This is a genomic window from Stenotrophomonas sp. 364, from assembly GCF_009832905.1.
GTDB lineage: Bacteria > Pseudomonadota > Gammaproteobacteria > Xanthomonadales > Xanthomonadaceae > Stenotrophomonas > Stenotrophomonas maltophilia_AP.
The window spans coordinates 3,922,160-3,947,869 of record NZ_CP047135.1 but is presented as its reverse complement, the minus strand read 5'-3'; the positions used below and the strand labels follow the sequence as shown (position 1 = coordinate 3,947,869).

9 protein-coding genes are annotated in these 25,710 nt (G+C 69.8%); 5 read left to right on the top strand and 4 right to left on the bottom strand.

Annotated features, from left to right (window positions below):
• Positions 1-8 precede the first annotated feature (8 nt).
• The 3 genes from GQ674_RS17700 to rpoH all read left to right on the top strand — a co-directional run bounded on the left by GQ674_RS17700 (position 9) and on the right by rpoH (position 17,394).
• The gene (locus tag GQ674_RS17700; RefSeq protein ID WP_159498123.1) at positions 9-12,323 is read left to right on the top strand and encodes an Ig-like domain-containing protein; all 12,315 of its coding nucleotides are present in this window, start codon (positions 9-11) and stop codon (positions 12,321-12,323) included.
• A gap of 2 nt (positions 12,324-12,325) precedes the next feature.
• Positions 12,326-16,024: a TonB-dependent receptor gene (locus GQ674_RS17695; RefSeq protein ID WP_159498122.1), complete on the top strand. Its 3,699-nt coding sequence runs from the start codon at positions 12,326-12,328 to the stop codon at positions 16,022-16,024.
• A 494-nt stretch (positions 16,025-16,518) separates the two neighbouring features.
• Positions 16,519-17,394, top strand: a complete 876-nt coding sequence (rpoH, locus tag GQ674_RS17690; RefSeq protein WP_038685839.1) for an RNA polymerase sigma factor RpoH — start codon at positions 16,519-16,521, stop codon at positions 17,392-17,394.
• Between the two features lie 195 nt (positions 17,395-17,589).
• Here the strand turns inward: rpoH and purD are convergent, their stop codons facing one another.
• The 4 genes from purD to purH form a co-directional block, all read right to left on the bottom strand.
• The gene (gene purD / locus GQ674_RS17685) at positions 17,590-18,873 is read right to left on the bottom strand and encodes a phosphoribosylamine--glycine ligase (RefSeq protein WP_159498121.1); all 1,284 of its coding nucleotides are present in this window, start codon (positions 18,871-18,873) and stop codon (positions 17,590-17,592) included.
• A gap of 80 nt (positions 18,874-18,953) precedes the next feature.
• Complete coding sequence (locus GQ674_RS17680; protein ID WP_159498120.1) at positions 18,954-19,856, bottom strand: hypothetical protein; 903 nt, start codon at positions 19,854-19,856, stop codon at positions 18,954-18,956.
• Complete coding sequence (locus tag GQ674_RS17675; RefSeq protein WP_159498119.1) at positions 19,856-20,713, bottom strand: hypothetical protein; 858 nt, start codon at positions 20,711-20,713, stop codon at positions 19,856-19,858. The genes GQ674_RS17680 and GQ674_RS17675 overlap by 1 nt, the downstream gene beginning before the upstream one ends.
• Positions 20,714-20,730: 17 nt before the next feature.
• A complete protein-coding gene (purH, locus tag GQ674_RS17670; protein WP_159498118.1) occupies positions 20,731-22,314 on the bottom strand; it encodes a bifunctional phosphoribosylaminoimidazolecarboxamide formyltransferase/IMP cyclohydrolase in 1,584 nt (527 codons plus the stop codon).
• A 178-nt stretch (positions 22,315-22,492) separates the two neighbouring features.
• Here purH and GQ674_RS17665 point away from each other — a divergent pair, with 178 nt between their 5' ends.
• Together GQ674_RS17665 and GQ674_RS17660 are read left to right on the top strand one after the other, a co-directional pair.
• Entirely contained in the window at positions 22,493-25,021 is a 2,529-nt protein-coding gene (locus tag GQ674_RS17665; protein ID WP_159498117.1) for a tetratricopeptide repeat protein, read from the top strand.
• Between the two features lie 76 nt (positions 25,022-25,097).
• Entirely contained in the window at positions 25,098-25,703 is a 606-nt protein-coding gene (locus tag GQ674_RS17660) for a CDP-alcohol phosphatidyltransferase family protein (RefSeq protein WP_159498116.1), read from the top strand.
• The last annotated feature ends 7 nt before the right edge of the window (positions 25,704-25,710 follow it).

Sequence of the window (25,710 nt, the reverse complement as noted above, 5' to 3'; positions counted from 1 at the left end):
ATGAGCGCATGGCAGCAACCCGCAGGCAGGGCAGGGCACGCAGGGCATCGGCCGGCATCGCGCACGCGGTGGGGCTGTTGGCGTTGCTGCTGTCTCCCACGCTGCTTGCGCAGAGCTACCCGAACCCGCTCAACAACACCGCCACGGTGACCGCGCCGGCCGACGTGGGCGACCCGACCCCGGGCAACAACACCGCCACCGATACCAACGCGCTGGCCCTGCAGGCACAGCTGAGCGTGACCAAGACGTTGCTCAGTGCCAGCCCGGTGGCGGCCGGCGGCGCGGTGCAGTACCGCATCCAGGTGAGCAATGCCGGCCCTTCGGCGGCGCAGGGCGTGGGCGTGGTCGACACCGTGTCGGCGCTGCTCACCAACGTGGCCTGGAGTTGCCAGCCCACCACCGCGGCATCGTCGTGCGCGCAGTCCAGCGGCACCGGCAATGCCATCAACGTGCAGGTCAACGTGGGCGTGGGCGACAGCGTGGTGCTGCTGGTCAACGGCACCGCGCCCAGCGCCACCCCGGCCACCGTGCCGGCCAACAGCGTCACGCTGGTGCTGCCCACCGGCACCACCGACCCGACCCCGGGCGACAACAGCGCCATCACCCCGGCCGTGCCGGTGCAGGCCAACGCGCTGGTGGCCAACAACGATGTGTTCGCCACGGCGATTTCCTCAGCCACCGGTGGCACGACGCCCACGGTGCTGGCCAATGACACGCTCAACGGTGCGCCGGTGGTCGGCACCTCCCTGATCATCGCGCTGCAGAACGCGCCGGCGGGATTCACCATCAACAGTGCCGGCGTGATCACGGTGCCGGCCGGCGCCACCGCCGGTGCCACCAGCCTGATCTATCAGATCTGCGAGAACGCATCGCCGACCAACTGCGCCACCGCCACGGCCAGCGTTGTGATCGGCCCCACCGCCGTGAACGACAGCTTCAACGCCACCGGTGGCGCGCCGTCGTTCGCCGGCAACGTGGGCAGCAACGACAACGCACCGGCGGGTGCGGTGTTCAGCGCCGTCGGCACGCCGCCGGCCGGGCTCACCGTCAACGGCGACGGCACCTTCGCCTATGCGCCTGCCGGTGGCATCGCCGCGCCCACGTCATTCCAGTACCAGGTCTGCCTGCCCGCCCCGAACGGCAGCGTGTGTGCCACCGCCACGGCGGCCATCGTGGTCAATGCCAACGCACTGGTGGCGGTCGATGACACCTTCGCCACGCCGATCCCGGCCGGCACCGGCGGGCTCACCCCGACCGTGCTCACCAACGACACGTTCAACGGCGGTGCCGTGCCGCTGGGCCAGGTGGCGCTGAGCCTGGTGGGCGCGCCGACGGGCTTTGCCATCAATGCCAACGGCACCGTGCAGGTGCCGGCCACCGCCGCGGCCGGTCCGCTGGCGCTGACCTATCGCTTCTGCGAAACCGCTTTGCCGGCCAACTGTGCCACGGCCACGGCCACCCTGCTGGTGAGCCCGGATGCGGTGAACGACACGGTGACCACGCCCGGCGGTGGTCAGCCGGCCACCGGCAGCCTGGCCGGCAACGACAACATCGCCAGCGGTTCCACCTACACCCTGGCCACCGCACCCGCCCGTGGCACGGCCGTGGTCAACGCCGACGGCACCTTCGGCTATACCCCGTCCAATGCCAATACCGGGCCGGATTCGTTCACCTACCAGGTGTGCCTGCCGGACCCGAACGGCAGCGTGTGCGACACCGCCACGGTCAGCGTGAACGTGCAGGCCAACCAGATCGCCGCCGTCAACGATGTGTTCATCACGCCGCTGTTGCCGGGCGCCACCACGGCGGTGAGCGTGCTGGGCAACGACACCCTCAATGGGGTGGCCGTGCTCCCGGCGTCGGTGCTGCTCACCCTGAGCGGTGCACCGGCCAACTACACCGTCAACGCCAACGGGCAGGTGCAGGTGCCGGCCGGTGCGGCGGCCGGCGCGGTGAGCTTCGATTACCAGATCTGCGAGATCGCCACGCCCACCAACTGCGCCACGGCCAACGTGCAGCTGGTGGTCGCCCCCGATGCGGTGGACGACACGTTCGTGGCCACGGCGGGCATCGCACTGACCGGCACCGTTGCGGGCAACGACAACGTGGGCGTGGGCGCACAGTTCAGCCTGTTGGCCGTGGCCGCGCATGGCACGGTGACGGTCAACGCCGATGGCACCTTCAACTACACCGCGCAGCCGGCCTTTACCGGTCCGGACAGCTTCCGCTACCAGGTGTGCCTGCCGGCCCCGAATGCGGGCGTGTGCGATGCCGCCACCGTGACCGTCAACGTGGGTGCCGCCGTCATCGTGGCCGGCAACGACGACTTCACCGCCGCGCCGCTGACCAGTGCCGGTGGGCTCACCGCCAGCGTGCTGGTCAACGACACCCTCAATGGCGCCGCCATCCTGCCTGCACAGGCCACGCTGTCGCTGATCAATGCGCCGCCCGCCGGTTACACACTGACCGCCAACGGCCAGCTGCAGGTGCCGGCCGGCGCGCCGGCCGGGCCGATCAGCCTGACCTACCAGCTGTGCCAAGCCGGCACCGGCAACTGCGCCACCGCGAGCATCGCGGTCGTGATCGCGCCCGACGCGGTGGCCGATGCGTTCACCACCCAGGTGGCGCGCGCGGTCAGCGGCAACGTGGCGGTGAATGACAGTGTCGCTGCGGGCACCACCTATGCCGTGACCGGTGCCACGCCGGCCGGGTTGCTGTTCAACCCCGATGGCAGCTTCACCTACACCCCGCCGCCGCAGTACACCGGCACCACCACGTTCACCTACCAGGCGTGCCTGGCCGCGCCGTTCGCCGGCGTCTGCGATACCGCCACGGTCACCCTCAACGTCAACGCCGGCACGCTGGTGGCCAGTGACGATGACTTCCGCGGCGCGATCATCAACCCGACCAGCGGCGGCACCACCAACAGCGTACTCGGCAACGACACCATCAACGGCGCGGTTCCGCCGGCCCCGGCCGATGTGATCCTGAGCCTGGTGGGCGCACCGGCCGGCTATGTGATCAACAGCAACGGCACGGTGTCCGTCCCCGGTGGCGCGGCCGCCGGTGCGGTCACCTTCTCCTACCAGTTGTGCGAAGCGGCCCTGCCCAGCAACTGCGCCACCGCTGTGGTGCAGCTGCTGCTGGCGCCGGTGGCGGTGAATGACACGGTGAGCACGCAGGTGGGCGTGCCGGTGACCGGCAACGTGGCCGGCAACGACGACGTACCGGCCAACGCCAGCTTCAGCCTGAGCGGCACCGCGCCGGCCGGGCTGGTGTTCAATCCGAATGGCACCTTCACCTACACGCCGCCGGTGGGTACCCAGGGCGCGGTGATCTTCGCCTATCAGGCCTGCCTGCCCGCACCGGACACCACCGTGTGCGCCGGCGCGTCGGTCACGGTCAACGTCAATGCCGGCACCCTGGTGGCCAACGACGATGACGTCCGTGCCACGCCGATCAATCCTGCCGTAGGCGGCAGCACGGCGTCGGTGCTGGGCAACGACAGCCTCAATGGCACGGTGCCGCCGGCGTCGGCCGATGTGCTGCTCACCCTGGTGGGGGCGCCTTCGGGCTATACGCTGGGCAGCGATGGCGTGCTCGCCGTTGCCAGCGGCGTGCCGGCCGGTGCGGTCACGCTGACCTACCAGCTGTGCGAAGCGGCGCTGCCGGGCAACTGCGATACCGCCCAGGTCCGCCTGCTGGTTGCGCCGTTGGCGGCGGCCGATGTGTTCTCCACCCCGGCCGGGCAGCTGTTGGCCGGCAATGTGGGCACCAATGACAACGCACCGGCCGGTGCGGTGTTCCGCGTGCCCGGCGCGGTGCCGGCGGGCCTGCAGTTCGGTGCCGATGGCAGCCTTCAGTACACCCCGCCGGCCAACTTCACCGGCCCGGTCGCCTTTACCTATGAGGTCTGCCTGCCCGCGCCCGACAGCGCGCAGTGCAGTACCGCCACGGCCACCATCAACGTCAATGCGGGCACCCTGGTGGCACGCGACGACGACATCAGCGCCACGCCGCTCGCCCCCGGCGGCACCAGCGCCAGCAGCGTGCTGGTCAATGACACGCTCAACGGTGTCACCCCGCCGGCCGCCGCCAGTGTGCTGCTGAGCCTGATCGGTGCGCCGACCGGCTACGCGCTGGACGCCAACGGCCTGTTGCAGGTGCCCGCTGCCGCCACCAGTGGCGCGGTGGTGCTCACCTACCAGGTCTGCGAAGCGGTGCTGCCCAGCAACTGCGCCAGTGCCACCCTGCGCCTGGTGGTGACGCCGTCGGCCAGCAACGACACCTATTCCACCGCGGCCGGGCAGGCGCTCAACGGCAACGTGGGTGACAACGACAACGTGCCGGCGGGCGCGCTGTTCAGCGTGGTCGGCCCCGTGCCGGCCGGGTTGACCTTCACCGGTTCGGGCAGCTTCACCTATGTGCCGCCGGTCGGCGTGACCTCGCCGGTGACCTTCGACTACCAGGTCTGCCTGCCGGCGCCGAACGCGGCGCTGTGCGCCACTGCCAGCGCCGCCATCACCCTCACCGTGGGCAGCCTGGCCGCCACCGGCGATGATTTCAGCAGCACCCCGATCAGCCCGGTCAGCGGCGGCAGCACCACCTCGGTGCTGGCCAATGATTCGCTCAACGGCATCACGCCGCCCGCGGTGGCCAACGTGCTGCTGTCGCTGGTGGGCGCGCCGGCCGGCCTGGCCATCACCGCCGAAGGCGCGGTGACCGTGGCCGCCGGCACCCCTGCCGGGGTCAAGAACCTCACTTACCAGCTGTGCGAGGCCGCCGCGCCTGGCAACTGCGATACCGCGACGATCCGCCTGGTGGTGGCGCCGTCGGCGCTGGACGATGCGCTGTCCACCGCGTCCGGGCAGGTGCTCACCAGCAGCGTGGCCACCAACGACAACGTGCCGGCCGGTGCGGTCTTCCAGGTGGTGGGCACCGCGCCGGACGGGCTGGTGCTGGCCAGCGATGGCAGCCTGGTGTACACCCCGCCCGTCGGCTTCAGTGGCGCGTCCACCTTCGCCTACACGGTCTGCCTGCCGGCACCCGACGCGGGTGTGTGCGCCACCGCGAACGCAACGCTCAACGTCAACAGCGGCACGCTGGTGGCCGTGGCCGATACCTTCGCCACGCCGATCGCGCCGGGCACGGCGTCGCCCACCGTGCTGGCCAACGACACCCTCAACGCCGCCACGCCGTTGCCGGCCGAAGTGGTGCTGTCGCTGGTGGGCGCGCCCACCGGCTTTGCGATCGCCGCCGACGGCACCGTCAGCGTGGCCACCGGCACCGCGTCCGGTGCCACCACGCTCACCTACCAGATCTGCGAGGCCGCCGCGTCGGCCAACTGCGCCACCGCCAGCGTGGCCCTGATAGTCGCTCCGGCGCCGGCCAACGATGCCTTCGCCGTGCAGGCAGGGCAGACCCTGAGCGGCACTGTGTCGGGCAACGACAACATGCCGATCGGATCGGTGTACGCGCTGCAGGGCACGCCGCCGGCCGGGGTCACCTTCAACGCCGATGGCAGCTTCACCTATGCACCGCCGGCGGGCACCACCAGCCCGGCCAGTTTCACGTACCAGGCCTGTTTGCCTGCGCCGAACAGCGCCGTGTGCGGCACCGCCACGGCCACGTTGAACATCAACAACGGCCTGCTGGTGGCGGCCGATGACAGCTTCGGTGCGATCGCACCGGGCGCCAGCACGCCGAGCGTGCTGGGCAACGATGCGCTCAACGGGGTGACCCCGCCGGCCGCGGCCACGGTGTCGCTGTCGCTGGTGGGCGCACCGGCCGGTTTCACCCTCAACCCCACCGGCACGCTGTCGGTGGCAGCCACCGCGCCCACCGGCGCCATCGTGCTGGTCTACCAGGTCTGCGAATCCGCGGCGGCCAACAACTGCGCCACGGCCAACATCGCGCTGGTGGTGCGCCCGGTGCCGGTCAACGACGTGATCGCGGTGCAGTCTGGCCAGCCCAACACCGGCAACGTGTCGGGCAACGACAACATGCCGGCCGGCTCCACCTGGAGCGTGGCCGCGCCGCCGCAGGGGCTGGTCTTCAACAGCAACGGCAGTTTCACCTATACGCCCCCGGCCGGCACTCTCGGGCCGGTCACCTTCAGCTACCAGGCCTGCCTGCCGGCGCCGGACGCCGCGGTGTGCGGCACGGCGACCGCCACCTTGAACATTGCGGTGAACGCGGTGGAGGCCAACGACGATGCGTTCGCGGCACCGATCACTGGTGGGTCGGCCACGCCCAGCGTGCTCACCAACGACGCCCTCAACGGGGTGACCCCGCCGGCCTCTGCCGATGTGCAGCTGCTGCTGGTGGGCGCGCCGCCCGGGTTCGTGATCAACAACGACGGCACCGTGCAGGTGCCAGCCGGTGCTGCTGCCGGTGCCACCGTGCTGAACTATCAGCTGTGCGAGGCCGCGTCGCCGACCAACTGCGCCGCCGCCGCGATCCGCTTCGTGATCACCCCGGCGCCGCAGAACGACGCATTTGCCGTGCAGGCCGGTGGCACGCTTGCAGGCGTCAGCGTGGCCGCCAACGACGGCATGCCGGCGGGGTCGAGCTGGACGGTGCAGGGCACCCCGCCGACCGGCCTGCAGTTCAACGCCAATGGCAGCTTCACCTACACCCCGCCGGTGGGCACCACCGGGGCGGTCACCTTCACCTACCAGACCTGCCTGCCCGCACCCAACGGCGGCGTGTGCGGCCTCGCCACGGCCACGGTGAACGTCAACCTGGGCACGCTGGTGGCCGGTGATGACAGTTTCGTCGGCATCGCGCCCGGCGCCGCCACACCCAGCGTGCTGGCCAACGATGCGCTCAACGCGGTGAGCCCGCCGGCAGCGGCGAGCGTGCAGCTGAGCCTGGTCGGTGCGCCGGCCGGCTACGCCATTGCCGCCGATGGCACCATCACCGTGCCCGCCGGTGTCACCTCCGGCCCGGCCACGCTGACTTACCAGATCTGCGAAACCGCCGCGCCGTCCAACTGCGATACCGCCACGGTGTCGCTGGTGATCCGCCCGGCCGCGCAGAACGACGCGTATGCCGTGCAGGCCGGCGGCTCCATCAGCAACGGCAACGTGGCCGCCAACGACAACCTGCCGGCAGGCTCGACCTGGGCGCTGCAGGGCGCCACGCCGGCGGGGCTGACCTTCAACGCCGATGGCACCTTCACCTACACCCCCCCGATCGGTACCCCCAGCCCGGTGGTCTTCACGTACCAGGCGTGCCTGTCGGCGCCGAACGCCGCGCTGTGCAGCACCGCTACCGTCACCCTCAACATCAGCAACGGTAGCCTGGTGGCGGTGGACGACACCCTCAGCGGCGTCGCCGCAGGCGGCACCACGAGCGTCAGCGTGCTGGCCAACGACACGCTCAATGCGGTGAGCCCGCCGCTGCCCGCAAGCGTTGTACTGAGCCTGGTCGGTGCGCCGGCCGGTTACACCCTCAATGCCGACGGCACCCTTAGCGTGGGCAGCACCGTGACATCGGGCACCACCACGCTCACCTACCAGATCTGCGAAGCAGCCGCGCCGACCAACTGCGATACCGCCAGCATCACCGTCATCGTCAGCCCCACGCCGCTGAACGATGCCTTCTCGGTGCAGGCCGGGCAGACGTTGAGCAACAGCGTGGCGACCAACGACAACCTGCCGGCGGGGTCGACCTTCACCGTGCAGGGCACCGCGCCGGCCGGGCTGACCTTCAACCTCGACGGGTCGTTCACCTACGCCCCGCTGCCCGGCACGCCGAGCCCGGTGAGCTTCACCTACCAGGCCTGCCTGCCGGCACCGAACGCGTTGTGCGCCACCGCCAGCGTCACCCTCAACATCGCCACCGGCACGCTGCTGGCCGGCAACGACACGCTCAGCGGCGTCGCACCGGGCACCACCTCGGCGGCCAGCGTGCTGGCCAACGACAGCCTCAACGGGGTGTCGCCGCCGGCGGCGACCAGCGTGCTGCTGACGTTGGTGGGTGCACCGGCAGGCTTTGCGATCACGCCCACCGGCACGATCACCGTGGCGACCGGCGTCAGCGCTGGCCCGACCACGCTCACCTACCAGATCTGCGAAGCCGCCGCGCCGGGCAACTGCGCCACCGCCAGCGTTACCGTCATCGTCAGTCCGACCCCGCAGAACGACGCGTTCTCGGTGCAGGCCGGACAGACGCTGAGCAACAGCGTGGCCACCAACGACAGCATGCCGGCCGGCTCCACCTGGGCCGTGCAGGGCATGCCGCCGCCGGGCCTGACCTTCAACCCCGATGGCAGCTTCAGCTATGCGCCGCCGGCCGGTGCGGTGTCGCCGGTGGGCTTCACCTACCAGACCTGCCTGCCGGCGCCGAACGGCAGCCTGTGTGCCACCGCCACGGTGGCGCTGAACATCAACAACGGCACCCTGAGTGCAGGCGATGACACCCTGGTCGGCGTGCTACCCGGTGCCACCACCGGCACCAGCGTGCTCGCCAACGACAGCCTCAATGGCGTGTCGCCGCCGGCTGCGGGCGATGTGCTGTTGAGCCTGGTGGGTGCGCCGGGTGGCTTCACGCTCAACCCCGACGGCACCCTCACCGTGGGCAGCGGCGTGGGCGCCGGGCCGACCACCATCACCTACCAGATCTGCGAAGCGGCCGCGCCGTCCAACTGCGATACCGCCAGCGTCACCGTGGTGGTTACCCCGGCGCCGCAGGACGACGCCTACGCTGTGCAGGCCGGGCAGACCCTGTCCACCACCGTGGCGGCCAACGACAACACCCCGCCCGGTGCGCAGTTCACGTTGCAGGACACCGCACCGGCCGGCTTGACGTTCAACGCCAACGGCAGCTTCACCTACACCCCGGCGGTCGGCGTGGTCGGCCCGGTCAGCGTGGCCTACCAGGTCTGCCTGCCGGCGCCGAATGCCACCCTGTGCGGGCGCGCCATCGTCACCATCAGCATCAACAACGGCCAGCTCGTGGCCGGCGATGACACGTTCACCGGCGTGGCCCCAGGCAGCGCCTCTGGGCCCAGCGTGCTGGCCAATGACAGCCTCAACGGGGTCTCGCCGCCGGCTGCGGGCGACGTGCTGCTGAGCCTGGTCGGTGCGCCGGCGGGCTTCAGCATCGGCACCGACGGCAGGATCAGCGTGTCCACCGGCGTCACGTCCGGTGCAACCGCGCTCACGTACCAGATCTGCGAAGCCGCCGCGCCCGCCAACTGCGACACCGCCAGCGTCACCGTGGTGGTCAGCCCGGCACCGCAGAACGATGCATATTCGGTACCGGTCGGGCAGACGCTGGCTACCACCGTAGCGAGCAACGACAACATGCCGGCCGCGGCGGTCTATACCGTGCTGGGCCCGGCACCGGCCGGCCTGACCCTGGTCAGCACCGGTGCGTTCACCTACACCCCACCGGGCGGCACGCCCAGCCCGGTCAGCTTCACCTACCAGGCCTGCCTGCCGGTGCCGTATGCGGCCAGCTGTGGCACCGCCACGGTCACCATCAACATCAACAACGGCACGCTGGTGGCCGGCGATGATGTGCTCACCGATGTGCTGCCCGGTGCCACCTCGTCGGCCGGCGTGCTCGCCAACGACCGCCTCAACGGGGTCAGCCCGCCGCCGCCTGGCGATGTGATCCTCAGCCTGGTGGGCGCACCGGCCGGCATCACCATCAACCCCGATGGCACGATCAGCGTGGGCACCGGCGTCGCGTCGGGCGCCACCCAGATCACCTATCAGGTCTGCGAAGCGGCCGCGCCGGCCAACTGCACCACCGCCGGTGTCACCCTGGTGATCACCCCGGCCCCGCAGAACGACAGCGTCACCGCCCCGGCCGGGCGCCCGACCCTTGGCAACGTGTCGTCCAACGACAACACGCCGCCGGGCGCGCTCTATACCCTCACCAGCGGTGCGGTGGCCGGGCTGGTGTTCAACGCCGATGGCAGCTTCAGCTACACGCCGCCGTCGGGCACCACCGGGCCGGTGATCTTCACCTACCAGGTCTGCCTGCCGGCGCCGTACAGCGCGCAGTGCGGCACGGCCAGCGTCACGCTCACGCTGTCCGGGTCTGCCAATGTGGTGCTGTCGGTCAACGACGATTTCACCAGTACGCCGGTGGACCCGTCGGTGGGCGGCACCATCGCGCGCTCGGTGCTGGACAACGACAGCTTCAACAACGTGTCGCCGCCGCCGGTGGGCAGCGTGGTGGCCAGCCTCACCGGCAGCACGCCGGGCTACACCATGAACAACCAGGGCCAGATCATGGTGGCCGCCGGCGTGCAGCCGGGCCAGGTGCAGCTGGCCTACCAGCTCTGCGAGAACGGCGTGCCGACCAACTGCACCACGGCCATCGCCACGGTGCTGGTGCAGGGGCCGGTGGGTGCGCTGCTGGCGGTGGACGACAGCGCCGGTCCGATCGGGCCAGCCGGGCAGGCACGCGTGGTGAACGTGTTCACCAACGACACCTTCAACACCGCACCGCTGGACCCGGCCCAGGTGAGCTTCGCGCCGGTGGCCACCCCCGCGCTGACCTTCAGCGCCGATGGCTGGGTGGACGTGGCCGCCGGGCTGGCACCGGGCAGCTACAGCACCACCTACACCCTGTGCCTGCTCAACCAGCCCACCGTGTGCGACACCGGCACGGTCAGCGTGACCGTCATCGCGGTGCCGCCGGGCGTGGATGCCGAGGATGACCAGGTGCAGGTGCCGCAGGACGGCGTGATCGAGATCGACGTGCTGGGCAACGACCGCGTCAACGGCACGCCGATCGATCCGGACACGGTGACGGTGACCATCACCGCGCCGCCGCCGTATGGCACGGCCACGGTGATGCCGCGCGCCCGCATCCGCTTCGCCGCGTTGACCAACTTCGCCGGCGTGCAGGGCTTCGACTACCAGGTGTGCGACGTGGCCGACCCGGCCATGTGCGCCAGCGCCACGGTCACCGTGACCGTGGAGCCGAACGTGCTCACCCTGGTCGACGACGCGGTCACCATGGAGACCACCGCGCCCGTGCAGATCGACGTGCTGGCCAACGACAGCGCCCGTAGCGCACCGCTGGACCCGGCCTCGCTGCAGGTGGTGACCGCACCGGCCCATGGCAGCGTGCAGTGCGCCAATGGCCTGTGCAGCTACACACCCGCCGCAGGCTTCGCCGGCACCGACAGCTTCCGCTACCGGGTCTGCGATGTGTCCATTCCCACCGCGCTGTGTGCCGAGGCCAACGTGGCGGTCACGGTGGCCGGCCAGCAGGCCGTGCTGCGCCTGACCAAGGTGGCCGCCAAGCGCAGTGCGCAGATCGGCGACCTGGTGCGCTACACGGTGACCATCGACAACGTGGGCGAGGTGGATGCCAACGGCGCCACCCTGCTGGACACGCTGCCGCCGGGCTTCACCTTCGTGCGCGGCGGGTTCGCGGTACAGGACGCCGACAACGATGCGCGCACCAGTGGCGTCCAGCCGCTGCGCATCGACGGCATCGACATCCCGGTGGGCGATCGCGCCACGGTGGTGTACTACCTGCGCGTGGGGGCGGGCACCGGCACCGGTGTGCACACCAACCGCATCACCGCCATCGATGGCGAGAACCGCAGCATCGGCAACGTGGCCTCGGCCGACGTGGACATCACCACCGATCCGCTGCTCGACGAGAGCCTGATCATCGGCAGCGTGTTCGACGACCGCAACGGCAACGGCGTGCAGGATCCGGGCGAGCGGGGCATCCCGGGCGTGCGCGTGGCAGCGGTGGAAGGCCTGCTGATGGAGACCGATGCCTTCGGCCGCTATCACCTGGTGGGCATCCCGGGCGGCCAGGCACGCGGGCGCAACTTCATCCTCAAGGTGGATCCGTCCACCCTGCCCAGCGGGGCGCGCTTCACCACGCCCAACCCGCTGGTGCGGCGGATCACGCCCGGGCTGCCGGCCCGCTTCGACTTCGGCGTGCGCATGCCCGATGGCGCGCTGAGCGCCGCATCGCCCGGCGACGCGACGGCGCCCCGGCCGGTCCGGATCGACCTGGGCGAGGCTTTGTTCGCGCCCGGCAGCGCACGCCTGGACGCCAGCCGTGACGCCGTGCTGGACAAGGCGGCACAGGCGCTGGTGACGCGCGGCGGCGGCCGTGTGCTGCTCACCGCGGCCCCGGGCCAGGAGGCGCTGGCCCGGCAGCGCGCGCAGGCGGTGCAGATGGCGCTGGCCACGCGCGTGCCGGCAGCCATTGCAGCCGCCAGCCACATCGCGGTCGTGGGCGGCGACGGCAGCACGCTGTACCGGCTGCGTCTGGACGATCCATCCGAGCCTTCTCCCGGCGCGGACCGCACCACCAGGGAGGGGCGTTGACCATGGATATCACCCTGAGCAGACCCTCGACCTGGACCGCGATTCTTCTTCGCCGTGCGTCGCTTGCGCTGGGCACGTCGCTGTTGCTGACCGCCGTGCCGGCCATCGCCCAGACCGCCTTGCCGTCCACTGCACCGGATGCGATCCGCTGCCAGGACGACAGCTGCCGCAGCGACGACGGCCTGTTGCTGCGCATCGGCGATGACGATGCCGCAGTGCTGCCGTTGCCGGGGCGCGTCGATCCGCGCGCGGCCACGGCGGTACCACTGGCACCGGCCACCACGCCGGATGTCGCCGGCCCCGGCGGCCAGTTCATGGCCGAACTGCCCAACGGCGGCGTGGTGTGGGCCACCGAAGACCCCACCATGGTGCCGCCCAGTCTGAGCGTCCAGGCGGCGGCCACGGTGCCGTTCGAAAATGGCCGGGTGATCCGCCCGCTGCGCTTCCACAGCTACAACAACTACGCCTCGTTCATCCAGAAACTGGAGGTGACGCTGTACCGCGGCACCGACACCGACCTGGTCACCCCGCTGGCGCGGATCCCGTTGCCGACCGATTACGTGGGCGACGCCGAATGGGATGGCACGCTGCCCGAGCAGATCAAGCTGCGCACCGGCGATGACCTGATCTATGTGGCCCGCGCCTATGGTGCCGGCGGCGCGTTCGATGAAACCCGCATCCAGCGCATCCAGCTGGTGACCCGGGCCGACTTCGACCGCGGCCTGCAGGTCACGCGTGAGAACGTGCAGAAAACCCTGGGTCAGGCACTCGACGGCGACAGCGCGCAGGACCTGCAGGTCAGCAACAGCATCTACGGGCAAAGCACGCTGCGCCTGCAGAACATTCCCATCCACGGCTCACGCGTGCGCCTGTATGGGCGCAACCTGGAACCCAACAGCCGGGTGCGCATCAACGGCCAGGACTTCCCGGTGGACCTGGAGCAGAAGTTCGCCGCCGAGTTCCTCGAGCCGGTGGGCCAGCACCGCTACGACGTCAGCGTGGAAGCGCGCGATGCCCCCTCGGCGCAACGCCAGCTGGACGTGGACGTGACCGGTCGCTACCTGTTCCTGGTGGCCATCGCCGACGTGACGCTGTCCAGGAACAGCGCCAGTGGCAACGTGCAGCCGCTGGCCGCCGACGACCGCGACACCGACGGCTTCCTCAGCGACGGCCGGTTGGCCTTCTATCTGAAGGGCAAGATGCGCGGCAAGTACCTGGTGACCGCGCAGGCCGACACCCAGGACCGCGAGCTGAAGTACCTGTTCCGCGACTTCACCCAGGCCGATGCACAGGACGTGTTCCGTCGCCTCGACCCGGACCTGTACTACCCGGTGTACGGCGACGATTCCACCACCTACCGCGACGTGGATACGCAGGGCCGCTTGTACCTGCGCGTGGACTGGGACCAGAGCCAGGCGCTGTGGGGCAACTACGCCACCGGCATCACCGGGACCGAGTACGGCCAGTACGTGCGCTCGCTGTACGGCGGCGCGTTGAACTGGCGCTCGCTGGAGGCCACGCCGCTGGGCGAGGCGCGTTCGCAGTTGAAGGTGTTCGGCTCCGAAGCGCAGTCGGCACCGGGGCACAGCGAATTCCTCGGCACCGGCGGCAGCCTGTACTACCTGCGCCACACCGACGTGCTGCCCGGCTCGGAGCAGGTGGTGCTGGAAGTGCGCGACCGCACCACCGGGCGCACTGAGACCCGCGCCACCCTGCAGGAGGGCGTGGACTATGAGATCGATGACCTGCAGGGCCGCCTGATCCTGACCCGGCCGCTGGCCCAGCTCACCCGCGAGAACGTTCGCAGCATCACCCGTGACATGCCGCTGGACGGCTACGACCAGTTGCTGCTGGTGGACTACGAATACGTGCCGCTGGGCTTCAGCAGCGACGACGTCACCTACGGTGCGCGCGGCCGCCAGTGGATCGGCGACCACGTGGCGATCGGGGGCACCTGGATCGACGAAAACCGCAGCGGCGAAAACTACAGCCTCAAGGGCGCCGACCTGACCCTGCAGGCCGGGCGCGGTACCTACCTGAAGGTGGAACAGACCCGCACCGATGCCACGGCCGCACCCGTCTTCTATTCCGACAACGGCGGCTTGAGCTTCATCCGGCGCAATCCGTACGAAGGGCGGCGCTCGGGCACGGCCAGCGCGGTGGAAGCGCGCGCCAACCTGCGCGAGCTGGGCTGGACCGCACAGGACTGGAGCGTGGGCGCGTGGTGGCGCGACGTGGATGCCGGTTTCTCGGTCGCCCGCCAGGACACCGGCCAGCCGATCCAGGAATACGGCGCGGAGTTCCTGGGCTACCTCACCGACGACTTCAGCCTGTACGGCCGCCACACCCGCACCGAGCAGGGTGAGCTGGCCCTGGAGCAGAGCCAGCTCACCGCCGAGTGGCGGCTGGGCAACGACGGCCAGCTCACCGGCGAACTGCGCCGCGTACGCGAGGAGCAGGCGCTGCAGGACGTGTCGGCGATGCTGGCGGCAATCGGCTACCGGCAGCGCTTCGGGTCGTCGTGGGAGCTGTACGGCACCGGCCAGGTGACCCTGGACGATGACGGCGGCGCCTACGAGAAGAACGACCTGCTCACCCTGGGCGCGCGCTATCTGTTTGGCGATCGCAGCAGCGTGGGCGCCGAAGTCAGCGGCGGCAGCCGCGGCAACGGGGCCAAGGTGGATGCCGAGTACCGCATGGCGCCGGACCACAGCCTGTACGGCAGTTACAGCTACAGCACCGACCGCACCGGCACCGACCCGCTGTTCGACACCGGCCTGCAGAGCGGCTGGACGCTGGGCCAGCGCTGGCGCCTGAGCAACCAGGTCAACGTCTACAACGAAAGCCAATACCTCAAGGACCGTCGCCAGGACAGCGCCGGGCTGGTGCACACCTTCGGCATGGACTTCTATCCCGCGCAGGGCTGGAACCTGGGCTTCACCGTGATGGACGGTGAACTGGATTCCACCCTGGGCCGCATCGACCGCCGCGCGTACAGCGTCAGCGGCGGCCGCACCGACGCGGTGGCGCAGTGGAACAGCAAGCTGGAGTACCGTCGCGACAGCGGTGCCGAGCAGCGCGAGCAATGGGTGACCACCAACCGCCTGCTGTACAAGCTCAACGAAGACTGGCGCTTTGCGTTGCGGGCCAACTACGCCGACACCGACGACCGCATCAACCCGGTGGCCGACGCCAAGCTGGTGGAAACCAACATGGGCTTCGCCTGGCGTCCGCACGATGCCACCGGCTGGGCGGGCTTCGGCAAGTTCACCTATCTCTACGACGTGGCCTCGCTGGGCCAGGAAGGCGGCAACCTGTACGACCAGCGCTCGCAGGTGCTGTCGCTGGAGGGCATCCGCCAGCTGGGCGCGCGCTGGGAAGTGGCGGCCAAACTCGCCTCACGCTGGGGCGACTACCGCACCGGCCGCGGCGAAGGCGCCTGGCTGGACAGCCGCGCCGACTTCGCCGCCCTGCAGCTGCGCTACCGCCTGTTCGAGAAGTGGGAAGGACTGGCCGAGCACCGCTGGCTGAAGGTCCGCGACGGCGGCGTCCGCAAGGGCTGGCTGCTGGGCGTGGACCGCCGGGTGGGGGAGAACTTCAAGGTCGGGGTGGGCTACAACTTCACCGAGTTCAGCGACGACATGACCGAGCTGAAGTACGACCAGAAGGGATTCTTCTTGAACATGGCGGGGTATTACTAGGCTTCGGCGTTGGCTGGCCTGCCACGCATCGGCATGGCACTACCGGAGAGGGCGGCTTCGGCGGTCGGCTCCGGCCGCCGCTCGTAGAGCCGGGCTCTGCCCGGCTGGGCCAACGCGATGTCTCTGGCCCGGGAATCGCGCTCTTCGTAGAGCCGGGCTCTGCCCGGCTGGGGGCTACCGATCCACCCTGTTGATTGCGGTGTTCGCTGGCCGACGCCGCACCCCCTGCTCGCCGGGCTGAATGCCTGCCAACACTTTTCGCCTGAATGGGGTGACAGAATCCGGTCGTTCAGCGGAAATCGACGCTCCGTGGCCGCATTTATTCGATCAAGTCATTGATTTAAAAGGTGTTTGCCTTATTTTTTGACCCTCTCGCCACTGTCATCATTTCGCGGTACGTTATCCAGGTAATCAGTGCCATCGTTGCATGAACAGAACGCTGGAACTTCTCTCCCCTTTAGCAGTCCAAGTTTCAGACTGCTAAGATGAGCCCTATGAGCCAGAACACGTCTACTGCCCTTGTGGCAAACAATCTCCCGATTCCCAGTGCGCTCGGTTCGCTGGACGCCTACATCGGTGCCGTGCACCAGATCCCGGTGCTGTCGGTCGATGACGAGCAGGACCTGGCCCGCCGCTTCCGCGACGAGCTGGATCTGGACGCCGCGCGCGAGCTGGTCCATTCCCACCTGCGCTTCGTGGTGCACGTGGCCCGTGGCTACAACGGCTACGGCCTCGCCCTGGGCGACCTGATCCAGGAAGGCAACATCGGCCTGATGAAGGCGGTGAAGCGCTTCGACCCGGACATGGGCGTACGCCTGGTGTCGTTCGCGGTGCATTGGATCCGTGCGGAAATGCACGAGTTCATCCTGAAGAACTGGCGCATCGTGAAGGTCGCCACCACCAAGGCGCAGCGCAAGCTGTTCTTCAACCTGCGCAAGTCCAAGACCCGCCTGGGCTGGATGAACGCGGCCGAAGTGCGCGCCGTGGCGAAGGACCTGAACGTCTCCGAGCGCGAAGTGCTTGAAATGGAATCGCGCCTGTCCGGCCGCGATATCGGTTTCGATGCGCCCAGCGACGAAGACAACGAAAACGCCCCGCCGTCGCCGGCTGCGTACCTTGTGGCCGACGCGGAAGATCCGTCGATGGCCTACGAACGTGCCGACAGCGAAGACAACAAGCTGCAGCTGCTGCGCGAAGGCATGGCCGAACTGGATGCGCGTTCGCGCGACATCATCCGCCGTCGCTGGCTGGACGCGGACAGCAAGGTCACCCTGCAGGAGCTGGCCGACGAGTACGGCGTGTCGGCCGAGCGCATCCGCCAGGTCGAGGCGAACGCGCTGAAGAAGATGAAGGCGCTGTTTACCGCGTAATGCGGGGCGGCGTTGAGGTGATGAAAGGCCCGGCATTGCCGGGCCTTTTTCTTTTCTGGAGCCGCTATGCCCATGTGGGGCCGCTGATCTGTCCGACACCAAGGAAGGTGTCGACGCGATCCTGTAACGCAACGGCCCGGCAATGCCGGGCCGCTGACGTCACACGCTCCACGCCATGCGCGGATCCGCGCGGCCTCACCTCTCCCGCGCGATTGCCCGCCAGCCGATGTCGGTGCGGTGGAACTCGTTGTCCCAGGTCACCTTCGCCACGCCGGCATACGCGTTGGCCTGCGCGTCGCTCACGCTGTCGCCCAGCGCCGCCACGCACAGCACCCGGCCGCCCGCGCTCACCACCTGGCCCTGCGCGTCCAGCGACGTGCCTGCATGGAAAACCTTGGCCGTGGGCGGCACCGTGTCCAGGCCGTGGATCACATCGCCGCTGATCGGCGTTTCCGGGTAGGGCGCCGCCGCCATCACCACGCCCAGCGATGGGCGCGGATCCCACTGCGCATCCACCTCGTGCAGGCGTGCGTCGATGGCCGCCTGCACCAGCTCGACCAGGTCCGACTGCAGGCGCAGCATCACCGGCTGCGTTTCCGGGTCGCCGAACCGCACGTTGAACTCGATCACCTTCGGCGCGCCATTGGCATCGATCATCAGCCCGGCATAGAGGAAACCGGTGAAAGGAATGCCGTCGGCGATCATGCCCTGCACGGTCGGGTTGACCACCTCGCGCATCACGCGGGCATGCACGTCATCGGTGACCACCGGGGCCGGCGAGTACGCGCCCATACCGCCGGTGTTCGGGCCGGTGTCGCCGTCGCCCACGCGTTTGTGGTCCTGCGAGGTCGCCATCGGCAATGCGGTGGTGCCGTCCACCATGGAAATGAAACTGGCTTCTTCGCCGTCGAGGAATTCCTCGATCACCACGCGCGCGCCGGCGTCGCCGAACGCATTGCCCGACAGCATGTCGCGCACCGCGTCTTCGGCCTCGTCCAGAGTCATCGCCACGATTACGCCCTTGCCCGCGGCCAGGCCGTCGGCCTTGACCACGATCGGCGCGCCCTTCTCGCGGATGTAGGCCAGCGCCGGCTCGATCTCGGTGTGTACCGCATAGAATGCGGTCGGGATGTTGTGGCGGGCCAGGAAGTCCTTGGCGTACGCCTTGCTGCCTTCCAGCTGCGCGGCGGCGGCGGTCGGCCCGAAGATGCGGTGCCCGGCGGCACGGAAACGGTCCACCACGCCGGCCACCAGCGGCACTTCCGGGCCGACCACGGTCAGGCCGATGCCTTCGGCGGCCACCAGGGCCAGCAGCCCGTCCAGGTCGGTGACCTTGACCGGCACGTTGCGGCACTTGGGCTCGGTCGCGGTACCGGCGTTGCCGGGAGCCACGATCACTTCCTCCACCGTCGCGGACTGGGCCAGCTTCCAGGCCAGGGCGTGTTCACGGCCGCCGGCGCCGATGACCAGGATCTTCAATGCAGTTCTCGCGTGTGGGGGCAGACCCGCGATTTTACGCGGTGTCGGCCGGCCCTGCATGGGCGTGGCCGCGCGCCCGGTTACTCGGCGCAGCCCGCGCGCTGCAGTTCCGCCGGTACCGCGTAGCGGCGCGCGCCTGCTTCGAACGCCACCAGGTCGTAGCTGTGCGCCGGCCCGGCACAGTCCTGCCCACGGCTGCGCACGGTCAGCGGCCAGTACCCGTCCACCGCGTCGGCGGTGCCCACCGCAATGCTGAAGTCGACGTTGAACGGGGTGTCATCGCAGCCCTTGCCTGCGTCGCCGCAGGGCCGGGCGGCGCTGTTGTCGATGTGTTCGCGCAGCACCGCTACTTCGCGCAGGCGGTTGGCGTGCACAGCCACGTAGGTGCGCGAGGCGAGGGTGACGCCCCGCTGGATCTGGCCATGGGTGATGCGGAACGCGTGGCGGTGCGGGCCCAGCGGCTCCACCTGGACCGTACCCGGCGCGCCCCTGTGGCCGTACTGGCCCTGCAGGCGCTGGGCGATGACCAGCAGCGGCGCTTCGGTGGTGCCAACGGACGGACCATCGCGCAGCACGTACAGGTCCAGGCGGCCCGGTTCCACGCTGGCGGCGTCGTCCAGCGTCTGGCAGACCGCCAGCAGCGTCTGCACCTGCCCATCGGTATCGCGCGTATCACGGGCACATACGCTGCGCGTGACCGGGCGCAGCGCCTCCACCTCGGTGTCGTCCCACTGGTCCTGCCACGGCGCGTCCAGCCGGGCGTTGTCGCCATAGCGCGCTTGCAGAAAGCCCAGCAGGCGCTGATCGGCGGTGCCGCTGACCTCCAACGTATCTTCCACCTGCACGGTGCTGTCGAGCACGCGGCGTGGCTTGCCGGCGTTGGAAGAGGGCGTGGCATCACCGCACCCGGCGAGCAGGCCGAGCAATGCGGCGGCCAGTGCGAACGGGCGCAGCCGGTGCACTGCACGGGCCGCGCACCCCATCACTCGCACCCTTCCCGGTTCAAGGCATCCGGGAAGGCGTAGGTCCAGGTTTTCGCATCCAGCGTGAAGCGATGCTCGCGCCGCACCTGGGCAGCGCCACAGCCCAGGCCGGTTTCCTCGATCACCAGCGGCCACTGCCGTGCGGCCGGGTCGCGGCTGTCGAAGGTGAGGCTGAAATCGAGATCGAACAGGCGTGTCCTGCAGTCCGGTTCGGCGTCGGCGGCATCGCAGTCGTAGGCACCGCTGTTGTCGATGTGGCTGCGCACGCCGCCGGCCTCCACCAGCCCGTTCGGGCCGGGCAGCACCAGCGTCTGGGTGATCAGCGAATAGCCCTGGCCGAACCAGCCATGTTCGATGCGGAACCCGTAGAAGTCGCTGCCGGCGCGGATGATCTGCACCGTGCCGGGCTGGCCCTGGCTGCCGAAGTTCTGGCCGGTCAGTTCGGCGGCCACGGCGAAGCGGTCGCCCTCGGGGCGCAGCACGAAGAAGTCGATCGCGCCCGGGTCCGGGTGCGCGCCGTCCAGCGGCCAGCCGCAGACCGCCAGCAGCTGCTGCCAGCTGTCGCCGGTCACCACCGGTTGTTCGGCGCACACGCGCCAGTCGGTGGGGCGGGTGTCGCCGTCCTGGCTCCAGCTGCCACGCCACTGCCCGTCCAGTTTCGCGGCCTTGCCATAGCGTTCGGTCAGAAAGGCCTGCAGCCGCGCGGTACGGCTGACGTGGGCCACCGGTGCGGCAGGCGTCTGCGCCGCAACGGGGGCGGCCGGGGCCGCCGGTTCACTGGCCGGGGTGCACCCGGCCAGCGCGGCCGCACTGGCGATGGCCAGCGCGGCGAGGGTCTTCATGGGCTGCGGGGACATCCGTGTCGCTCCAGGGGTCAGTGGCGGAAGTGGCGGACGCCGGTGAACACCATGGCCAGGCCGTGTTCGTCAGCGGCGGCGATCACTTCGTTGTCGCGCATCGAGCCGCCCGGCTGGATCACCGCCTTGATGCCGGCCGCAGCGGCGGCATCGATGCCATCGCGGAACGGGAAGAACGCATCGGAGGCCATCACCGAGCCTTCCACCACCAGGTTCGCGTCGGCGGCCTTGATGCCGGCGATGCGCGCCGAGTACACCCGGCTCATCTGCCCGGCACCCACGCCGATGGTGCGGTTGTCCTTGGCATAGACGATGGCGTTGGACTTCACGAACTTGGCCACCTTCCAGGCAAACAGGAGGTCGGCGAACTGCGTGTCGGTGGGGGCCAGCGTGCTCACCACGGTCAGTTCGTCGCGCGCCATGCCGCGGTTGTCCGCGCTCTGGATCAGCAGGCCCGAGCCCACGCGCTTGGTGTCGTAGTTGTTGCGGCCCTGCCCATGCGGAATGCGCAGCACGCGCACGTTGGCCTTCTTCTGCGCGTATTCCAGCGCCGCCGGTTCGTAGTCCGGGGCGATCAGTACTTCAACGAACTGGCGGTCCAGGATCACCTTGGCGGTGGCGGCATCCAGCGGCTGGTTGAAGGCGATGATGCCGCCGAAGGCGCTGGTCGGGTCGGTCGCGTAGGCCAACTCGTAGGCATCGCCGTTGCCGGCACCCACGGCCACGCCGCACGGGTTGGCGTGCTTGACGATCACGCAGGCCGGCGCGTCGAACTGTCGCACGCATTCCCACGCCGCGTCGGCGTCGGCCAGGTTGTTGTAGCTCAGCTCCTTGCCCTGCAGCTGCTGGAAGGTGGCCAGCGTCCCCGGCACCGGGTACAGGTCGCGGTAGAACGCGCCGCTCTGGTGCGGGTTCTCACCGTAGCGCAGGTCCATCACCTTCACGAAGCTGGAATTCATCTGCGCCGGGAATTCGCTGCGCACCGGCACCACCGCATCACTGGCGGCAACGGCCGACAGGTAGTTGCTGATCGCCGCGTCGTACTGGGCCACGCGGTTGAACGCGGCCACCGAGAAGGCAAAGCGCTTGGCCGCCGACAGCTGGCCGTCGTTGGCGTCCAGCTCGGCCAGCAGCTCGGCGTACTGCGACGGGTCGGTGGCCACGGCCACGCGCGCGAAGTTCTTCGCGGCCGAGCGCAGCATCGCCGGGCCGCCGATGTCGATGTTCTCCACCGCATCGTCCAGCGTGCAGTCGGCCTTGGCGGTGACCGACTCGAACGGGTACAGGTTCAGCACCAGCAGGTCGATCGCGCCGATGCCGTGTTCGGCCATCACCGCGTCATCCAGCCCGGCGCGGCCGAGCAGGCCGCCGTGCACCATCGGGTGCAGGGTCTTGACCCGGCCGTCCATCATTTCCGGGAAGCCGGTGACGTCGGACACGTCCTTGACCGCCAAGCCGGCGTCGCGGATCGCCTTGGCGGTGCCGCCGGTGGACAGCAGCTCCACGTTGCGTGCCGCCAGGGCGCGGGCCAGGTCGATCAGACCGGTTTTGTCGGAGACGGACAGGAGGGCCCGACGAACGGGCAACAGATCAGCAGTCATGGGGACAGGGCAATCGGCAGCGGAGCGGGGCCAATATTGTAGGCGGTGGGGGCCGGTGGCGGGCGCCGCCCGGCCGATATTGCCCCCGGCAGCCGCATCCGGCACACCGCCCGGCCCCCGCAGGCCGGCGGCGCTGGGGTAGGCTGCGCGCTCTGCCAGGGATTTGCAGGTCCAGAACGTGTCGACAGCAACATGGAAGGGGCCGCTGCTGGCCAGCCTGGTGGTATTCGCCGGGACCGGCACCGCCGTGCAGGCGCAGGAGACCGCGCGCGGGGCGGCCGACGCAGCGGTGCAGGTCGTGGAGATCGCGGCGGTGCCGGTGGCGGTGGATGCCGCCCACGGGGCCAACGCGCCGGCCGATGCCGACGGGTCCAGCAGTGACGACCTGGAGCAGCGTGCCTACCGGGCCTACGAAGACCAGGACTGGCCACAGGCCAGCCGGCTGATCGCGCAGGCCATCGCGCTGGCGCCGGACCAGGCCGGCCTGTACCGCTTGAAGGCCTACATCGCCGCGGCGACCGGCGACGACGCCGGGGTGCTGGTGGCGGCTGAGCAGGCGCTGCAGCGCGATCCGGGCGATGCCGAAAGCCTGCAGCTGCGTGGCAGTGCGCGGGCCAGGGCGGGCGATGCGCAGGGCGCGTTGGCCGACTACGCCGCGGCCTTGCAGGCGGGCTGGCATACCAGCGGCTTCTTCCGCAATTACCTGTACGTGCTCAACCAGCAGCAGGCCAACGCGCGGATGCTGGAGGTGCACGCCGCCTACGAAGACGCCTACCGCCGCGACCCTGAAGGCACCGGGCTGCACCCGGACATTCCCTTCCATGCCGCCCAGGCCTACCAGCACCTGGGCCAGCCGCGCCGCGCGCTGGACCTGCTGGACCAGGCCATCGCGCAGTCGCCCCAGGTGGCCGGCTACTACGGCAACCGCGCGCTGGCCCAGCACGCGCTGGGCCGCTCCAGCCAGTCGCTGGCCGACGATGCGCGGGCGATGCAGCTGGACCCCACCGAGCCGCTGTATCCCTACAACCGCGGCGTGACCCGGTTGGACCTGGGCGACGCGGCCGGGGCGCTGCAGGACTTCAAGGCGGCCCTGGCGCTGGGCAAGGACGACGCCGATACCTGGCTCAACATCGGCGTGGTCGAGGAACGGCTGGGCCGCACGCGTGAGGCGCTGGCCGCCTATGACCGTGCGTTGGCGAAGGCGCCGGGCAATGCGAAGGCGCTGACCAACCGCCTGTCGCTGCTGGGCAAGGCCGGCAAGGGCGATGCCGCGGCGGTGGCGGCGCAGGCGGCCAGCCTGCCCACCGAGAACCAGGCGCAGCTGCTGTTCAACCAGGGCCAGGCGCAGACCCGGGCAGGGCAGTGGCAGGCCGCTGCGGATCTGTTCGCGCAGGCAGTGCGGCTGGATCCGGGCCTGGACACCGCCTGGCTCAACCTGGGCGTGGCGCAGGCCCGGCTGGGGCAGCACCAGCGCGCGCTGGACACCTTCAACGACTACATCCAGCGCGCCCCGCTCAAGACCCTGGGCCTGCTCAACCGCGCCAACGTGCTGCACGAACTGGGTGACCACGGTGCGGCCGAGCAGGACCTGCTGCGCGCCGCGCAGCTGGAACCGGGCAACCTCGACATACAGCAGCGCCTGGCGACCCACTACAGCCGCACCGGCCAGACCGACAAGGCGCGCCGCTACTACGCCCAGCTGGTAACGCTGCCCGGCAACGTGTCGCCCGATGCCTTCATCAACTACGCGGCGATGCTGCTGCAGCTGGGCGACAGCCGCGAGGCGGCGGTGGTGGCTGCCAACGGCGTGGCCCGTTTTCCGGACGACTACGGCCTGCGCGTGAACCTGGGCAATGCGCTGGGCGACAGCGGCCAGCACCCGCAGGCGGTGGAGGCCTACCGCGTGGCGATGCGGCTGCAGCCCGCGCGCCTGGATGCGCACTACAACCTGGGCAACCTGTACCTGCAGCAGCTCAAGCAGCCGCGCAAGGCCGTGCAGGAATACCGCACCGCGTTGACGCTGCAGGGCGATCCTGCGTTGGACGCGTCCGGCCAGCGCGAACAGCGCATGGACATCCACCTCAACCTGGCCAGCGCCTTGGCCGACACCGGCGATGCGAACGCCGCAGGCCGCGCGCTGCAGGACGCCATCGATGACGCGCCGGACGACTACCGGCCGTGGTTCAACCGCGCCGCGATGGCCCTGTCGGCCGGCAACCCGGCGGCGGCCACGCCCGACTTCGAGGCGGCTTGGCTGCGCCTGGATGCACTGCAACGCGCGCAGGCGCAGCCTGACCCGGCGCTGCAGGAACACGCCGGCTACGTGCTGTTCCACCTGGGGCGCACCGGCGAGGCGGCCATCCGCATGCAGCAGGTGCTGCAGGCGCAGCCGGACAACATCGATGCGCAGCGCAACTATGGCTACATGCTGCTGGACCTGGGCCGACCACAGGACGCGAAGCGGTTGTTCGACCAGGCCTTCACCCGCGCGCCGGACGAGGTGGACGGCTGGCTTGGCCTGCTGGCCTGCGCGATGCTCGACAGCGACCGGGTGCAGCTGGGCCGGCTGAAGCGCCAGTTCGACCAGCGCTTCGACAGACGCTACGTGCTCACCGCCGGGCTGCCGGTGCAGTTGATGCGCAGCGAAGGCTACTGGTACTCCGACCGTTTTCTGCAGCTATGGCGGCAGCTGCTGGTGGCCGAGTGAGTCGAGCGCGTCGGCAGGCGTTTCCCAGCATCGGCGTGGACAGGTAGATTAGCGAACGTCAGGAGGACGGTACGGCATGTCGATCTATGCATTGAAGGGGCGCTTCCAGGATCTGCTGCGGCCGGGCGTACGCGGTCTTTACCGCGTGGGCATCACCGCCAATACGGTCACGGTGCTGGCTGCGGTGGTGTCGTTGCTGGTGGCCGCCGCCGTGTGGCGGTGGGCGCCCGCGCGGCCGCTGCTGTACCTGACCCTGCCGCTGTGGATGCTGCTTCGCATGGCGCTCAACGCCGTGGACGGCATGCTCGCCCGGGAATTCGGCCAGCAGTCGCGCTTGGGCGCATATCTCAACGAGTTGTGCGACATCATCGCCGACGCCGCGCTCTACCTCAGCCTGCTCAGCCTGCCGGGGGTGAATCCCACCGCATTGTGGGCGCTGACGTGGATCGCCGCGGTTTGCGAGTACGCTGGCGTCCTGGGCGTGATGGTGGGGGCCAGCCGGCGCTATGACGGGCCGATGGGCAAGAGCGACCGGGCGTTCGTGATCGGCCTGATCGGCGTGCTGCTGGCGCCCGGCTGGATCGACGGCGCCATCGTGGGATGGATCGCGTGGGCAGCGGCCGCACTCTGCGTGCTGACCGGCTGGCGGCGCGTTCGACAAGGATTGGCGGAGATCGGCTGACGTGGCC

Coding starts and splice junctions, on each gene's coding strand:
- GQ674_RS17695 (WP_159498122.1), top strand. CDS start 12,326: ATGGATATCACCCTGAGCAGACCCTCGACCTGGACCGCGATTCTTCTT.
- GQ674_RS17675 (WP_159498119.1), bottom strand. CDS start 20,713: ATGTCCCCGCAGCCCATGAAGACCCTCGCCGCGCTGGCCATCGCCAGT.
- GQ674_RS17680 (WP_159498120.1), bottom strand. CDS start 19,856: ATGGGGTGCGCGGCCCGTGCAGTGCACCGGCTGCGCCCGTTCGCACTG.
- purH (WP_159498118.1), bottom strand. CDS start 22,314: ATGACTGCTGATCTGTTGCCCGTTCGTCGGGCCCTCCTGTCCGTCTCC.
- GQ674_RS17660 (WP_159498116.1), top strand. CDS start 25,098: ATGTCGATCTATGCATTGAAGGGGCGCTTCCAGGATCTGCTGCGGCCG.
- GQ674_RS17700 (WP_159498123.1), top strand. CDS start 9: ATGGCAGCAACCCGCAGGCAGGGCAGGGCACGCAGGGCATCGGCCGGC.
- rpoH (WP_038685839.1), top strand. CDS start 16,519: ATGAGCCAGAACACGTCTACTGCCCTTGTGGCAAACAATCTCCCGATT.